Below are 12,644 nucleotides of genomic sequence, written 5' to 3' on the forward strand. Positions count from 1 at the left end.
TGGTGCCGGCCACGCCGGCGTTTTCAAAGGAGTAGAGACATGCTTGATCCCGCATTTCGGCAATGGCTGGATGCCAACGCCGAGGCAATCGACCAGGGCGTGTGCGACCCGCACCTGGTCCTGGCGCACATCGCCGAAGCGCAAGTGCTGCGCATCGGCGTCGATGCGGCGCTGGGTGGCACGGGCGGGCAGGTGACCGACGCGGTCGAAGCGATCGCGGCCATTGCCAGCCGTTCATTGGCGGCGGCGTTCGTCTGCTGGGGCCAGCGCGCCTTCATCGAATACCTGCTGCAAAGCCCCAACCAGCCGCTGCGCGAGCGCCTGTTGCCACGCCTGTTGACGGGTGAGCTGGCCGGTGCAACCGGGCTGTCCAATGCCATGAAGTTTCTCTCCGGCATCGAGAGCCTGCAGGTGCGAGGCCGCCAGAGCCGCGACGGGTGGCAGCTTGAAGGCCGGCTGCATTGGGTGACCAACCTGCGCAAGAGTGGTTTTGTGGTGGCGGCAGCCATCGAAGGTGAGGCCGAAGGGGCACCGTTCGTGGTGGCCATTCCGTCCGAGGCGCAAGGGTTGGAGCGCTCGGACGACCTGCAACTGATGGGGCTGCAATCGAGCAATACTGCCGCGCTGGCGTTCCACCAGGTTGAGCTGGGCCGCGAGTGGCTGCTGCACGAGAATGCCCGCGCGTTCCTGCCCAAGGTGCGCCCGGCCTTCCTGGCACTGCAATGCGGCATGGCCATCGGCTTGGCCCGGCGGGCACTGGATGAGGTGGCGGAACACCTGCAAGGCCGTGGCTCGTTCCTCGACGAGGCCGGCCAGGTGCTGAAGGCGCGCCTGGAAAACACCGTGAGCGAACTCAAGCAGGGCCTGCTCGACGAGCGCTTCCTGCAGCAGCCGGGGGCGCTGTTCAAACTGCGCATCACCCTCGCCGAATGCGCTGCCGACGCGGTGCAGCTGGAGTTGCAGGCCAGTGGTGGCAAGGCCTACCTGAGCGAGTATGGCGAAGGCTTCGCCCGCCGTTGGCGCGAGTCGGCGTTCGTGCCGATCGTGACGCCGAGCCTGGTGCAACTGCGCGCCGAACTGCAACGCCAGGCGGGCGCCGCATGAGCGAGGTACTGCTCGACGCCCGCGCCATCAGCCTGGGCTACCCCCGCGAAGGGGGCTGGCAAGAGGTGCTGGCACAGTTCGACCTGCAGCTGGCGCCGGGCGAGGTGGTGACCATCCTGGGCCCCAGTGGTGTCGGCAAGTCCAGCCTGTTGCGGGTGCTGGCGGGCTTGCAGGCGCCGCGTGGCGGTAGCGTGACGCTGCGCGGCGAGCCGCTGCAAGGGCCGCATCCGCGCCTGGCGGTGGCCTTCCAGGACCCCAGCCTGCTGCCCTGGTTGAGCCTTGAGAAGAACGTCGCCTTCGGCCTGGACTTCGCCCGCCAGCCCAAATTGGCGGCCAGCGAGCGGCGTGCGCGTATCGACCATGCGATTGCCGCCGTGGGCCTGGCCCATGCGCGCAACCAGTACCCGGCGCAGTTGTCCGGTGGCATGGCCCAACGCACCGCGCTGGCCCGCTGCCTGGCACGCCAACCTGAAGTGCTGTTGCTTGACGAGCCGTTTGGCGCCCTCGACGAGGTGACCCGGGCCGACATGCAGCAACTGTTGCTGCAACTGATCGCCACCCACAATACTGCGGCGGTGCTGATCACCCACGATATCGACGAAGCCCTGCTGCTGTCCGACCGGGTCCTGCTACTGGGCAACCACCCAGCGCATATCCTCGGCCAGTGGTGTATCGACCTGCCGCAGCCGCGCACGCACCGGGTCGAGGAACTGGGCGCCCTGCGCATCGAGATCGTCAAAACCCTTCGGCGGGCAAGCCGCACAGTCGAACCTTCCCCCACCCCCTTGCCCTCGGAGGCTGTCCATGTGCATGGATGACTGCTGTTCTACTTCGTCGCGTCGCGACTTTCTCAAGCTTGGCGCCATGCTCACTGCCGCCGGTGCCTTGCCGTTGCTGTCGAGCTTGCAAGCCCGCGCCGCCGCCGAACCGGACGCGCCGGTGCGCATCGGCTACTTGCCGATCACCGACGCCACGCCGTTGCTGGTGGCGCACAACAATGGCCTGTTCGAGGCCGAAGGCATCAACGCCGAGCGCCCGGTGCTGCTGCGCAGTTGGGCGCAGGTGATCGAGGCGTTCATCTCCGGCCAGGTCAACGTGATCCACCTGTTGTCGCCAATGACCGTGTGGGCGCGCTACGCCAGCAAGGTGCCGGCCAAGGTCGTGGCCTGGAACCATGTCGGCGGTTCGGGCCTGACCGTGGCGCCCGACATCACCGACATGAAGCAACTGGGCGGCAAGACCGTCGCCATCCCGTTCTGGTACTCGATCCACAACGTCGTGCTGCAGCAGATGCTCAACGACAACGGCCTGACCCCGGTGTCCAAACCGGTCAATACGCAGCTTGCGGCCAACGAAGTCAACCTGCTGGTGCTGCCGCCGTCCGACATGCCACCGGCACTGGCCAGCAAGCGTATCGCTGGTTATATCGTCGCCGAACCGTTCAACGCCCTGGCCGAAAACCTCAAGGTTGGCCGTGTGCAGCGGTTTACCGGCGATGTCTGGCGCAACCACGCCTGCTGCGTGGTGTTCATGCACGAGCACGACCTCAACAACCGCCCGGAGTGGTCGCAGAAGGTGGTCAACGCCATCGTCAAGGCCCAGCAATGGACCCGCGAGCACCGCGCCGAAGCCGCCGCGTTGTTGTCCAAGGCCGGCCCCAACAAGTACACCCCGCACGAGCCTGCGGTGCTGAGCAAAGTCCTGGCCCCAGCCGCCGAGGACCGCGCAGCCTATATCGCCAGTGGTGCGATCCAGCACCAGCAATGGGACGAGCGGCGTATCGACTTCCAGCCTTACCCGTTCCCCAGCTACACCGAGGAGCTGGTCAAGCGCCTGCAGCGCACGTTGATCGAAGGCGACAGTGGTTTTCTCGCAGGCCTGGACCCGGCGCAAACCGCCCGCGACCTGGTCGACGACCGCTTCGTGCGCAACGCCATCGCGGCCGCTGGCGGGCCATCGGTGTTCGGTATTGCCGACAGTTTCGAGCGTAGCGAGGAGTTCGCGGTCTGATGGGCAAGCATGTGGTTCATACCGGCCTGGGCTTGGCCGGGCTGTTGCTGTTGCTGCTGGCGTGGTGGGCGGGTGTGGCGCTGTTTGGCGAGGCCGACGGCCTGTCGGCGCGCTTCTCGCCCGAGGCCACCCTGGCCAGCCTGGTCGAGCTGTTGGGGCAGGGCGAGGTCTACGGCCACGTGTGGGTCAGCCTCAAACGTATTTTGATCGGGCTGCTGCTGGCGCTGTTGATCGGCGTACCCCTCGGTTTGCTGGTAGGCAGCTACCGGCACCTGGAGGCGGCGACCACGCCGGCCTTCCAGTTTTTGCGGATGATTTCGCCGCTGTCGTGGATGCCGGTGGTGGTGATGCTGATGGGGGTGGGCGACCAGCCGATCTATTTCCTGCTGGCCTTCGCCGCGCTGTGGCCGATTCTGCTCAACACCGCTGCGGGCGTGCGCCAACTCGACCCGCGCTGGTTGCAACTGAGCCGCAGCTTGAGTGCCACGCGCTGGGAGACGTTGTGCAAGGTGATCGTGCCGGGGGTGATCGGCCATGTGCTGACCGGTGTGCGCCTGGCCATCGGCATCCTGTGGATCGTGCTAGTGCCGTGCGAGATGCTGGGGGTCAGTGCGGGGTTGGGGTATTTCATTCTCGACACCCGCGACCGGCTGGCGTATTCGGAGCTGATGGCGATGGTGCTGCTGATCGGCGTGCTGGGCTTCATGCTCGATGCCCTGGCGCGTGGCGTGCATCGGCGCTGGGTGCATGGCTGAAAACAGGAGGGGCCGCTGTGCGGCCCCCCGTATCAATGCACGGTCTTGCGCTGCCTTACACAGGCCTGCGCCTGAACAGCCAGCTCGTCCAGCCGCTCGTCGCGCATCTGCTCGGCCTCGATCATCGCATCCTCGCCCTGCTGGTTGAGCAGGTAGGTATGGATCTGATGTACCTCGGTGGTCTGGTAGATCGGCCCGATATCCAGCCGGCCAATCAACGCCCCGCTGGCTTGCCCGGTGCTGCTCATCAGCACCTGCGGCCCGTTGGCCTCCACCACCTGCATGCCCATCGCTTCGAACCACGGTACCTGGCCGGCAAAGGTGTTCAATTCGACGCAGGCATGGCGGGCCTGCAAATCACCCAGCAGGGCGCGGGCGATACCTTGGCGGCGATGGCTGGCGCGCACGGCGAGAAATGCCAGCGCGCAGGTGTCCGGGTCGTCATCGGCCGGCAACGCCAGGGCAAAGCCGAGCAATTGGTCAGGGGCCTCGGCATCCAGCGCCAAGGTCAGCGTCACCGACAGGCCACCGGTACCGTCCATGGCCTGCAGGTACTGGTGCACCTCCATCCCGACACCGTACTGGTACAGCGGATACAGCGGGTTGTCGGCAAGAATGGCAACGCTGCTCAATTCGCCGACGTGGTTGATCACCAGCTCACGGATCTGGTTCTGGAAAGACTCGGGCGGCACGCTGTCGAGGCGGCTCAGGATGAACATCGGGGGGCAGGCTCCGGCGGGTAGGAATACAACCCGCGCCTGGCTGACGCGGGTACTACAGTCTAACCGGTTTTGCCGAATCAGCCTTGCGCGTGTAGCGCCGCGAGCATCAGCTCGAGGTTTTGTACCGCCGCACCAGAGGCGCCCTTGCCAAGGTTGTCGAACACCGCAGTCAGCAGTACCTGGCCATGCTCCGGGTTGGCGTACAGCGCCAGGCGCAGGTCATTGCTGTCGTTCAGTGCTTCGGGGTCGAGCGCCGCCGCCGGGCCTTGCTGATGCAGGGGCATCAGTTGCACGTGGCGAGCCCCTTCATAGTGCTGTTGCAGGCAGGCATGCAGCTGTTCGGCGCTGGCCTGGCCGGGCAGCAAGCGCAGTTGCAGCGGGATGCTGAGGACGATGCCCTGGCGATAGGCGCCGTAGCCGGGCATGAACACCGGCCGCGCCGACAGCCCGGCGTGCTGCTGGATCTCCGGCACATGCTTGTGCGCCAGCTCCAGGCCATACAGTTGCAAGGTCGGGGTTTTCTCGGTACCTGGCTGCTCATGGCGCTCGACCGCCGCGCGGCCGCCGCCGGAGTAACCCGAGATGGCATGAATGCTCAGTGGGTAATCGGTTGGCAGCAGCCCGGCGCTGACCAACGGGCGCAGCAAGGCGATTGCACCGGTGGGGTAGCAGCCAGGGTTGCTGACACGTTTGCTGTGGGCGATACGTTCGGCTTGCTGTTCATCCAGTTCTGGCAGGCCATAGACCCAACCTGGGCTGGTGCGGTGGGCGGAACTGGCGTCGATAACCCGTACCTGCGGGTTATGGATCGCCGCCACGGCATCGCGCGCTGCGTCATCGGGCAGGCAGAGCACGGCAATGTCGGCGCTATTGATCGCTTCGGCGCGGCGTTGTGGGTGCTTGCGCTCGGCTTCGGGCAGGGTCAGCAGGCGCAAGTCGCTACGCCCGTGCAGGCGGGCGTGAATCTGCAGGCCAGTGGTGCCTTGGTCACCGTCGATGAAGACAACAGGGGTGTGCATGGTCGGGGTCCGGTCGGGGGAGAGATGGCCTATGCTCGCCTGCGGCTGGACTAAAGGAAATTTGAATATCATGATGCTGATGTTCATTTTTACTGAAGCATGCCATGCGCGAAATCAGCCTTGACCGCCTCCGCACCCTGGTCGAAATCTCCGACCTGGGTTCTTTTGCCGAGGCCGCACGCCGGCTCAACCTGGCCCCGCCCACCATCAGCCTGCACGTGGCCGAGCTGGAGGCGCGGGTGGGTGCCCCCTTGCTCACCCGTAACCGTGGCCAGGTGCGCCCTACGGCCATTGGTGAGACGTTACTGGCCCGCGCCCGACGCCTGCTGGCCGACGCCGACCTGGCCCTGGAAGAGGTTCGCCGTCAGGTCGAGGGCCTGACCGGCCGGGTACGCCTGGGCGCCTCGACCGGCGCCATCGCCCACCTGTTGCCCAAGGCGCTGGAACACTTGCGTGTGGCTCACCCGGGGATCGACGTGCAGGTCCAGGTGCTGACCTCCCAGGCGTCACTGGCGCGACTGCGCGAGGGGGCTCTGGACATTGGCCTGGTGGCCTTGCCGCAAGTTGCGGGCAAAGGGCTGAAGGTCACCCCTTGGCGGCGCGACCCGATCCTGGCCTACGTGCCGGCCGACTGGCAGCCACCGGCCAAGGTAACGCCGGCATGGTTGGCGCGGCGGGCGTTGATTCTGAATGACAGCAGCACGCAGTTGTCGCGGGTGACAGGGGAGTGGTTCGCGGCGGCGGGGTTGTTCCCCGCACCGCGCATCGAGCTGAACTACAACGATGCGATCAAGAGCCTGGTGGGGGCGGGATACGGTGCGACGTTGCTGCCGCAGGAGGGCGACGCGGCGGAGCTGGACCGGCGTATTGCCCGCCGGCCGCTGCGCCCGGGGTTGTGGCGGCAGTTGGGGATTGCCTGCCGAGAGGGGCAGGTCGAGCGGGCCACGGGGTATGTGCTGGAGGCGCTGGAGCGGTTGTTGTAGGGCACCTGCTGTAACAAGGGCCCTGGCAGTCCCGTAGGTCTTGGGAAAGCATTAGGGCTGGCGGGTGCATGCCTTGATGCTTTCAGCGCCTGTGAGATCGAGCGCCGCGCGGGCGGCGCTCGATCTCACAGGCGCTAAAACTCCCAAGGCATGCACCTTCCACCCCTAACGCCTAACCAACCTCAGAACCAGCGGTCGTTCTTCTTCCGCCCGCGGGTCAGCGCCGGCATGATCAACCCCACCAACAAACCCGCGCCCGCAATGCTGCCGCCATACACCATATAGCGCATCATCACCTGCTTGTTCTCGTCCCCCAGGCGCGCCTGGGTGTCGCGCAGGGTCGACTGGCTCTGGTCCAGCTGCTCATTCAGCGCCTGGTTGCGCGCCTCCAGCTCATCGATCAATTGCTTGCGCGAATCCAGCGTTTCCTGCATGCCCTGCACGCGGTTCTTCCAACTGTCATCGATGCTCTTGAGCTGCCCGGACAGGTCCGCCACTTGGGCATCGAGCTGCGGCAGCCGCTCGCCCTGGCCCGGCACGTCCTGCAGGTCGCTGCTGAGGATCCACACCAGGTCACCATTCTGCCCGCGTACCTGGCTGTAGCTGCCTTGGCTGCCGACCAGAGTCAGCTTTTGCCCAGACTTGAGCGTGCCGACTATGCGGTGGCCATCGGTCGGCCCGCTGCGCACATAGGTACTCAGGCTGTCACTGACCCAGCGCGCATCACTGGCAGGCGTTTCGGCATGCACCGGGGCGGCTAGAGCCACCAGGGCTGCGATCAAGCCGCCGCGCAGGGCTGGGAGGGCGGAAAATGTTGGACGGGAGTCGGGCATGTTGAGTCTTCGCTGAAACAGGACAAAAGTAGGCCCGATGACTGGGCCGATGAACCGGTCGGTGAGTTGACCGTCAGCGAAAGACCGTTTTTATGTAAGCAGGTTCACTACCTGACATCGGAAATGTCTGCAGAATGTTGCAAAAGCCGAGGTGCACGGCCTGTCGCGATGGTGGTTGAAACACCGCGACAGGCGCGTGGCGATCAGCTCTCTGGCTGCGGCACGATGGCCAGGGCATCAGGCTCCGGCCCGGTTTGCCAGCGTGCCTTCTCGCGCCAGTCAACGGTATCGATGACGGCTACCTGGTCACCGCCGCTGATGGCCACGTAGACCCGTTTGCCATCCGGCGAGACCACCGCGCCGATGGGCAGGGCTTCGGCACCCAACAGTGTCTTGCGGTACTCGGCGCCTTCCTGAGCCAGGCTGATGCGCTTGATCTCGCGCTTGGCCGCGACGTCGAACACGGCCAGCTCCGCCGACTTGGCGCAGGTGACCAGAGCATGCTTGCCGTCCGGGGTCATGACGACGCGTATCGGAAACAGGCCGGTACGGAGGCGGTCGGTGACCTCCAGGCGTTCGGCATCGACGATCACCACTTCATTGCCTTCGCGATTGCTGACCCACACCTGTGCGCCCGTCTGGGTCACCGCAACGCCCTCGCTGCCGTTGCCGGTGGGGATGTCGGCGATCTTCTTCTTGTGCAGCAAGTCGATGACCGACAACGTGCCGGAGTCTACATGGGTCACGTAGGCGCGGTCCGCACCGGGCGACAGGGCGACCATGTGCGGCTTGCCGCCGCCGACGTCGATGCGGTCGAGGACCTGGCCCTGGGCCAGGTCGACAATCAGCAAGTGCTCGCTGTCCTCGGTGGTAACCACCACCCGCTGGCTGTCTGGCAGGAAGCGGATGCCGTGGGGGCGCGAGTCCTTGCCCAGGTCGATAGTGCGCACCACGCTGCGTGACGGCCAGTCGATCACGCTCAGGCTGTTGTTGGCGGTGCCGTGGGCGCCATAGTTGCCCACCACGGCCAGGCGGCCATTGCTGGCAACTACCACCTCGTGCGGGCCGGTGCCCACGGGCAGGCGGACCAGTTCCTTGCCGTTGCTGATGTCCAGTGCCGAGACACTGGCATCGGCCTTGTTGCCCACCAGCAGCACATCCTGCGCCTGAACCAGCGACGCGCAGGCCAGTAGTGCGCCAGCCAAGGCCAGGTTACGGATGCGGAGGGCGATCGGGTTGTAAGGGTAGGGCATGTCCAGTCTCCTTTGGATTACAGTCCATGTTGCATGCTCATAGGGTGTGACCGGGGCAGGGTGGCAAGGGTTTCGTTTTTTTGCCGCGCCACGCTCACGATCTAGACTGAAGGGTTCACACCTGTTCATGGAGCTACACCATGACTGCCAAGAATACGGTTTGCCTCTGGTACAACAATGATGCCGAGGAGGCGGCGAACTTCTACGCCGCGACCTTCCCCGACAGCCGCGTGGTGGCGGTTCACCAGGCCCCCAGTGATTACCCGTCGGGCAAGGCGGGTGATGTGATCACCGTCGACTTCACCGTGATGGGCGTGCCCTGCGTAGGGCTTAACGGCGGCACGGCGTTCAAGCACAGCGAAGCGTTCTCGTTCCAGGTCAGCACCGAAGACCAGGCCGAGACTGACCGCCTGTGGAACGCCATCGTCAGCAATGGCGGCGAAGAGAGCGTCTGCGGCTGGTGCAAGGACCGATGGGGGGTATCGTGGCAGATCTGCCCGCGCATCCTGATCGAGGCCCTCGGCAACCCTGACCGGGCGGCGGCCAAGCGGGCCTTCGAGGCCATGATGGAAATGGGCAAGATCGATGTCGCCGGGATCGAGGCGGCCTTGAAGGGCTGACGGCGAGCAACCCAGGGGCCGACAGGCGGCCCCTGGGTTGCTGCTTAGTCGTTCAACTCCACGTCGGCCTGGGGTTGTGTCTGCTTGGTCGCAGACTTCTTCTCCTGCACCACGATGTAGAACTCCTCGCCATGTTTCACCGCGCCATACAGCACGGCCTTTTCGATCAGCTCGGTACCCCGCAGATGCCGCAGCATCATCGGGTCCTTGCGCAGGTCGCGGTACAGCGCCAGGCACAACAGCACCATCACTACGACAAACGGCAGCGCCACCACGATCGTCAGGTTCTGCAACCCCGTCAGTGCCTCGCCGGGGTTGCTGGGGTCGCCGATCGCCAACATGACCGCCGCCACCGTGCCGGTCAGCGCCCCCCAGAAGATCACGGTGCGCCGCGACGGCGCGGTGGTGCCGTGTTCCGACAGGGTGCCCATGACCAGTGAGGCGGCATCGGCGCCGGAGACGAAGAAGATGCCCACCAGGATCATCACCAGCACCGAGGTCAACGAGGCCAGCGGGTAGCTGTCCAGCAACTGATAGAGCGCGTGGTTGCTGTTGACGGCGCCATTGACCAGCGCGAAGCTGCCCTCGCGCAGGGCATCGATCGCCGCACCGCCGAAAATGGTGAACCACACCAGGCTGACCAGGCTCGGTACCAGCAGCACCCCGGTGACGAACTGGCGAATGGTGCGGCCGCGGCTGATGCGGGCAATGAACATGCCGACGAAAGGCGTCCAGGAAATCCACCAGGCCCAATAGAACACGGTCCAGCCGGCCAGCCAGCTGTCCATCTGCTCACCGCCGCTGGCGTTGGTGCGTGCCATCATTTCTGGCAGCAGCTTGATGTAGATGCCGATCGAGGTGGGCAGCAGGTTGAGCATCAACAGCGTCGGGCCGACCAGGAAGACGAAGGCCGCCAGCACCAGTGCCAGCACCATGTTGGTGTTGGACAACCACTGGATACCCTTGCCGATGCCGGACACTGCGGAGGTGACGAAGGCAATGGTCAGCAAGGTGATGATCGAGATGTAGAACAGCTTGCCGGGGCTCTCGATCCAGCCGTTGTATTCCAGGCCGCCGGCGATTTGCAGGGCGCCCAGGCCGAGCGAGGCGGCAGAGCCGAACAGCGTGGCGAAAATCGCCATCATGTCGATCACGCGGCCGACGGGGCCGTTGGCGTGCTTGCCGATCAGCGGCCGAAAGGCCGTGGAAATCAATTGCGAACGCCCGCGGCGGAACGTGCCGTAAGCAATCACCAGGCCGACGATGGCGTACATGGCCCAGGGGTGCAGGGTCCAGTGGAACAGCGTGGTGGCCATGGCCACCTGCATCGCCTCGCTCGATTGCCCGGTCGTCGTCCCGGGAGGTGGCGTCACATAGTGCGACAAGGGCTCGGCAACGCCGAAGAACATCAGGCCGATGCCCATGCCGGCGCTGAACATCATGGCCACCCAGGAGACGGTACGGAATTCTGGCGCTTCGCCATCACGCCCCAGCGGGATCCTGCCATAGCGGCTGGCGGCTAGCCACAGCACGAAGATGACGAACACGGTCGAGGTGAGTACGAAGAACCAGCCAAAGTTGAGAATGACCCAGGACTGTGCCGACGACGCGCTGGCGGCAAGGCTGGCCTGGCTGACGAAGCCCCAGATGACGAAGGCAATGGCCAGAATGCTGGTGATGCCGAAGACGATCCAGTCGATCTTGCCCTCCAAGTGCCTGTCCTGGCGTGCCTCGGCGGTTTTCGAGGGGTCCGTAACGCCAAGGTCGAGCGTTTCGGTGATGTGTTCCTTTGCCATGAATAGTGATGCCCCTTTGTGGCTTACCTGCGTATGCAGGCTTGTTGTTGTGGGCTGCCGGGGTCGGTGACGGTCTCGGCGGGAAGTGCAGCTGGCCGAATTATCCTGCTTGGCAAACAGCAGCTCCTGTCCCGATAACGCCCTGGGGCGTCCACTGAACGACCTGTTTAATACTTTTAGTTCCGGGGGCGATGGCCCTTTCTGCGCCGCGTTCTGGTACCCTGATGGGCATTAACCTGGCCTGCATTCCCGAGCACCGTAGAAGCGGCGTTGCCTGCGGGCCTGGCCTTACCAGGAAACGGAGATTCGTCAATGGCCACTGACCGTGTGAGCCTGATTCATTTCGATAAATTGAGCATGAGCCCGGCTGCTGCCGATCGGTTCCAGACAGCCCTCGACGCGCTGGAAGCGCTCAAGCTGCAGGACCGTTACGTGTACCTCGTTGCTCCTTATCTGGGTGATATCGCCGACGCCTCCGACCGTGAGCAGCTGGCCACGGCCATGGAGCAGGGCATCCGCGTCGTGCATGACCTGTTGGCCGCCAAGTCGATCACCAAGGTGAAGTCCGAAGAGCTGTGCAACGTGTTTGAAAATGCCGCCGAGCGTGTGCGCGCTGAAATGCCGGCCTGAAGGGTGCAATGGCTAAGGACATAGACAACCCCTGCGTTTCGCTATGCCAGCTCAACAGCGAGCTGTGCGTCAGCTGTGGCCGCAGCCGTGAAGAAATCCGCAAGTGGCGTGGCATGAAGCGCCCGGAGAAGATGGCCACCGTGCAGCGGGCGGCCACGCGGATGAAAGCCATCGTCAAGAAGAGCGCGAAGCGGCAGAATGCCGACTGACCTTCGCATGCTGTTATAACCGCGTCCCCTGAACCTTTATCGAGCCTGGAAAATGGATTCTCACTCGCTTCTTGCCTTTACCCTGGTTGCCGCGATCGCCATCGCCAGCCCTGGCCCTGCGACCTTGATGGCGATCAACAACAGCCTGGCCCATGGGCAACGCAGCGCGGTCTGGTCTTCACTGGGCAATGGCTCGGGCCTGTTCTGCCTGTCGGCAGCGGCCATGCTCGGGTTGGGGGCGTTGCTGGCAAGCTCCGAAGTGCTGTTCAACGCCGTCAAGATCATCGGCGCGGGTTACCTGTTCTACCTCGGCGCACGGCAGTTGTTGAAGAAGAGCCCGATGCTGGAGGAGGGCGCCACCGCCGGGGTGGCCAAGGAGCGGCCGACACCGCTCAAGCTGTACAAGTCAGCATTCCTGACGGCGGTGACCAACCCCAAGGCGACCATGTTCTTCACCGCGTTGTTCCCGCAGTTCATCGACCAGGGCGCCGCGTTGCTGCCGCAGTTCCTGATCCTTACCGGGATCTTCGTCGCCTTGTCGCTCATTTCACTGACCCTGTACGCCGCGCTGGCCTCGCGAGCCAAGGGCGTGTTGACCCGGCCGGCGCTTTCGCGCTGGGTGAGCCGGGTCGTGGGCACGACCTTCATCGGCTTTGGTGCGGCGATTCTCACAATCCGTCGACAGTCGGCGTAGGTCTTCGGGCCGCCTG

At 64.8% G+C, this 12,644-nt stretch carries 14 protein-coding genes; 9 read left to right on the plus strand and 5 right to left on the minus strand.

Annotated features, from left to right (window positions below; all coding sequences use genetic code 11):
- Positions 1-39 precede the first annotated feature (39 nt).
- From LOY26_RS10950 to LOY26_RS10965, 4 genes are read left to right on the plus strand one after another with little or no spacing between them, the layout of a single operon-like run.
- Positions 40-1,104: an acyl-CoA dehydrogenase family protein gene (locus LOY26_RS10950; RefSeq protein WP_258714739.1), complete on the plus strand. Its 1,065-nt coding sequence runs from the start codon at positions 40-42 to the stop codon at positions 1,102-1,104.
- Positions 1,101-1,922 (plus strand): ABC transporter ATP-binding protein, encoded by an 822-nt coding sequence (locus tag LOY26_RS10955; RefSeq protein ID WP_186663546.1) that lies wholly within the window; start codon positions 1,101-1,103, stop codon positions 1,920-1,922. The genes LOY26_RS10950 and LOY26_RS10955 overlap by 4 nt, the downstream gene beginning before the upstream one ends.
- On the plus strand, positions 1,909-3,114 hold the full coding sequence (locus LOY26_RS10960; protein WP_258714740.1) for an ABC transporter substrate-binding protein: 1,206 nt from the start codon (positions 1,909-1,911) through the stop codon (positions 3,112-3,114). Before LOY26_RS10955 ends, LOY26_RS10960 begins: the two co-directional genes overlap by 14 nt.
- Positions 3,114-3,869, plus strand: coding sequence for an ABC transporter permease (locus LOY26_RS10965; protein ID WP_186663547.1), 756 nt, complete (start codon positions 3,114-3,116; stop codon positions 3,867-3,869). The genes LOY26_RS10960 and LOY26_RS10965 overlap by 1 nt, the downstream gene beginning before the upstream one ends.
- A gap of 32 nt (positions 3,870-3,901) precedes the next feature.
- Here the strand turns inward: LOY26_RS10965 and LOY26_RS10970 are convergent, their stop codons facing one another.
- Together LOY26_RS10970 and argC are read right to left on the minus strand one after the other, a co-directional pair.
- Positions 3,902-4,588, minus strand: a complete 687-nt coding sequence (locus LOY26_RS10970; RefSeq protein ID WP_186663548.1) for a GNAT family N-acetyltransferase — start codon at positions 4,586-4,588, stop codon at positions 3,902-3,904.
- An 80-nt stretch (positions 4,589-4,668) separates the two neighbouring features.
- Entirely contained in the window at positions 4,669-5,610 is a 942-nt protein-coding gene (gene argC / locus LOY26_RS10975; protein ID WP_258714741.1) for an N-acetyl-gamma-glutamyl-phosphate reductase, read from the minus strand.
- A gap of 104 nt (positions 5,611-5,714) precedes the next feature.
- Here argC and LOY26_RS10980 point away from each other — a divergent pair, with 104 nt between their 5' ends.
- Positions 5,715-6,593 (plus strand): LysR family transcriptional regulator, encoded by an 879-nt coding sequence (locus LOY26_RS10980; RefSeq protein ID WP_186659495.1) that lies wholly within the window; start codon positions 5,715-5,717, stop codon positions 6,591-6,593.
- 182 nt (positions 6,594-6,775) lie between these two features.
- Here the strand turns inward: LOY26_RS10980 and LOY26_RS10985 are convergent, their stop codons facing one another.
- Together LOY26_RS10985 and LOY26_RS10990 are read right to left on the minus strand one after the other, a co-directional pair.
- Positions 6,776-7,426 (minus strand): TIGR04211 family SH3 domain-containing protein, encoded by a 651-nt coding sequence (locus LOY26_RS10985; RefSeq protein WP_186659498.1) that lies wholly within the window; start codon positions 7,424-7,426, stop codon positions 6,776-6,778.
- A 203-nt stretch (positions 7,427-7,629) separates the two neighbouring features.
- Positions 7,630-8,679: a cytochrome D1 domain-containing protein gene (locus LOY26_RS10990; protein WP_258714742.1), complete on the minus strand. Its 1,050-nt coding sequence runs from the start codon at positions 8,677-8,679 to the stop codon at positions 7,630-7,632.
- Positions 8,680-8,819: 140 nt separating this feature from the next.
- Between LOY26_RS10990 and LOY26_RS10995 the strand changes: the two genes are divergently transcribed.
- Entirely contained in the window at positions 8,820-9,299 is a 480-nt protein-coding gene (locus LOY26_RS10995; protein WP_156311067.1) for a VOC family protein, read from the plus strand.
- A 44-nt stretch (positions 9,300-9,343) separates the two neighbouring features.
- Here LOY26_RS10995 and LOY26_RS11000 read toward each other — a convergent pair whose 3' ends face one another.
- Positions 9,344-11,095 (minus strand): BCCT family transporter, encoded by a 1,752-nt coding sequence (locus LOY26_RS11000; RefSeq protein WP_095065095.1) that lies wholly within the window; start codon positions 11,093-11,095, stop codon positions 9,344-9,346.
- Positions 11,096-11,407: 312 nt separating this feature from the next.
- Between LOY26_RS11000 and LOY26_RS11005 the strand changes: the two genes are divergently transcribed.
- Genes LOY26_RS11005 through LOY26_RS11015 form a run of 3 tightly spaced genes read left to right on the plus strand, consistent with a single transcriptional unit; the run spans position 11,408 to position 12,628 of the window.
- Positions 11,408-11,725: a hypothetical protein gene (locus LOY26_RS11005; RefSeq protein WP_033697356.1), complete on the plus strand. Its 318-nt coding sequence runs from the start codon at positions 11,408-11,410 to the stop codon at positions 11,723-11,725.
- Between the two features lie 8 nt (positions 11,726-11,733).
- Positions 11,734-11,934, plus strand: a complete 201-nt coding sequence (locus LOY26_RS11010) for a DUF1289 domain-containing protein (RefSeq protein ID WP_186659508.1) — start codon at positions 11,734-11,736, stop codon at positions 11,932-11,934.
- A gap of 52 nt (positions 11,935-11,986) precedes the next feature.
- Entirely contained in the window at positions 11,987-12,628 is a 642-nt protein-coding gene (locus LOY26_RS11015) for a LysE family translocator (RefSeq protein ID WP_033697360.1), read from the plus strand.
- Positions 12,629-12,644 lie beyond the last annotated feature (16 nt).

This window comes from Pseudomonas sp. B21-047 (assembly GCF_024748775.1).
Lineage (GTDB): Bacteria > Pseudomonadota > Gammaproteobacteria > Pseudomonadales > Pseudomonadaceae > Aquipseudomonas > Aquipseudomonas capeferrum.